Genomic DNA, 2,146 nt, shown 5'->3' on the forward strand with positions numbered 1-2,146 from the left:
CCCCGTCCTTCAGGGCGCGGAAGACGTTAAGCGTGACACGATTCCAATCCCGATGACGTGACGGGGATTCAGTCTAATTTTTGATTGATTGTTCAAAGGTGAGTCTTTGATTTTTTTTTAAATTCATGTATAAATCATTCTTGTCGCTTCGGCGACTATGACGGTAGAGTGCGTGACGTACTAGATGTTCTGGACCCGGGGGCAGAACCCGGCGCCTCCACCAACAGCCCATACGGTCGGGTCTCCGCGAGGAAAACGGTAGGACACCTTTCGGAATAAAGAATCCCGTTTGCTAAATGACGTATGGGTTGCTGATGGGGGCGAAATAGGATCGACAGGCGTTGAAAGGTGATGTGTGCCGTTCGGAATGGTATCCGCCGTTATCGGGCCAAGCTTAGTATCTGCAAACGATAACTTCGCAAAGGATTTCGCTGTCGCTGCCTGAGGGCGGTGCCGGTAGTCCGGTTTAAGTCCGCGGGATATAGCGCCCGTGGCGGGGTTCGAAGGCACCTGGCAACAGAAGCCCTCACTTTCCCTTCCTCTATCCTCTCGAATTTCCTTTCCGATTTCACGGAGGTCCGCTTTGTCGGTCAAGAACAATGAGAAAAGAACCTAAAGCGCCCCGGTTGCTGGAGCGGCGCGAGTTCAGAGAATCCGTTTTTGAACGCGACGCGCATAAGTGTGTTTTCTGCGAAGAACCCGCCGTCGACGCTCATCACATCCTTGAAAGACGTCTGTGGCCCGACGGGGGCTACTATCGCGACAATGGCGCGTCCGTTTGTAAAGAGCATCACATTGCTTGCGAGAAAACGTTGTTATCGGTAGAAGACGTGCGGGCTGCCTGTGGCATCCGCAAGGTTCTGGTTCCTCCGCATCTTTACGCCGATCAGCCTTACGACAAATGGGGCAATCCGGTACTGCCAAACGGAATGCGCCTCATGGGCGAGCTGTTTCACGACGAAAGCGTTCAGAAGATCCTGAAGGCCGGTGGCGTGCTGGGCGACTTCACGCATTTTGTGAAATACCCCCGGACACATCACGTCCCATGGTCCCCCGGTATGAACGAGGATGATCGGCGGATCCCGGTGATGTCGGCGTTCGAGGGCGCTCGGGTCATCGCCACCGAGAAGATGGACGGTGAAAACACGACAATGTATCGGGATTACATTCATGCGCGCAGCCTGGATGGCAGACATCACCCCAGTCGGAACTGGGTTAAGAATTTCTGGTCCACGATCTGCGGAGACATTCCCGAAGGCTGGCGCTTGTGTGGCGAAAACCTCTATGCGGTGCATTCGATCCGCTATGAGGATCTTTCGAGTTATTTCATGGGCTTTTCGATCTGGACTGACCGGAACGAATGTCTGTCATGGGACGACACTCTCGAATGGTTTGACCTTCTCGGCGTCACTCCCGTGGAGGTTCTCTTCGACGGAGAGTTCGACGAGACGGCATTGAGATCCCTTCATCAGCCTACCGACTGGGATCGTTCCGAGGGTTGGGTTCTGCGTACGGCCGAGGGGTTTCATTTCTCGGAATTTCGCAACCGAGTCGCGAAATTCGTCCGCGAGGGTCACGTGCAGACGGTGAAGCACTGGATGCATGGTCAGGCGGCCGAGCCAAACGGAATGATCAAGGGGCTTCCCGGTCTCGGCCGCAGGGGTTAATTGTTGACAAAGCAGATTTCCAGCCGTAGATTCCGACCGCCCAGCCCGCGCCGATGTCGAACCTGCGGAGAGATTATGCCCTGGAAGTTGAAGAGAGTCCGTCAGTGCGAGAAGTGCCCTTGGAAGGTTTCGACCGACCCGAACGAGATCCCGAACGGTTACAGTCGTGAACTTCACGAGGCGCTTGTGTCAACGATCGCGGATCCGGGTAGTATTGCGGGAACGGGTCGTTCCTTCGCTTGCCATGAATCGCCTCCCGGCGAGGAGGCGCATTGCGTTGGCTGGCTGATGAACCAAATCGGCCCAGGCAACAACATCCCCCTCAGAATTCACGTGATGGATTGCGAAAACCTGAACGCGGTCGTTCTGGATGGGCCGCAACACGAGCGCTTTGAGGACACCATTCCCGCCGCGAACTTCGAGAATGATGAAGACTCGTGATTTTCTGCCTTAACGTCTTCCCCGTCCTGAAGGACGGG

2 protein-coding genes and 1 other RNA gene are annotated in these 2,146 nt (G+C 55.3%); all 3 read left to right on the forward strand.

The features are described 5' to 3' along the window. Window positions 1-101 precede the first annotated feature (101 nt). Window positions 102-531, forward strand: a transfer-messenger RNA (tmRNA) gene (ssrA, locus tag E1297_RS02530). Between the two features lie 68 nt (window positions 532-599). Continuing rightward, window positions 600-1,667, forward strand: coding sequence for an RNA ligase family protein (locus E1297_RS02535; protein ID WP_155133497.1), 1,068 nt, complete (start codon window positions 600-602; stop codon window positions 1,665-1,667). A gap of 75 nt (window positions 1,668-1,742) precedes the next feature. Further along, entirely contained in the window at window positions 1,743-2,108 is a 366-nt protein-coding gene (locus tag E1297_RS02540) for a DUF6283 family protein (protein ID WP_155133499.1), read from the forward strand. Window positions 2,109-2,146: the final 38 nt, after the last annotated feature.

This window comes from Roseibium sp. RKSG952 (assembly GCF_009711355.1).

Excerpts from the sequence above, each read along its gene's own strand:
- E1297_RS02535 (WP_155133497.1), top strand. The coding sequence starts at position 600 with ATGAGAAAAGAACCTAAAGCGCCCCGGTTGCTGGAGCGGCGCGAGTTC.
- E1297_RS02540 (WP_155133499.1), top strand. The coding sequence starts at position 1,743 with ATGCCCTGGAAGTTGAAGAGAGTCCGTCAGTGCGAGAAGTGCCCTTGG.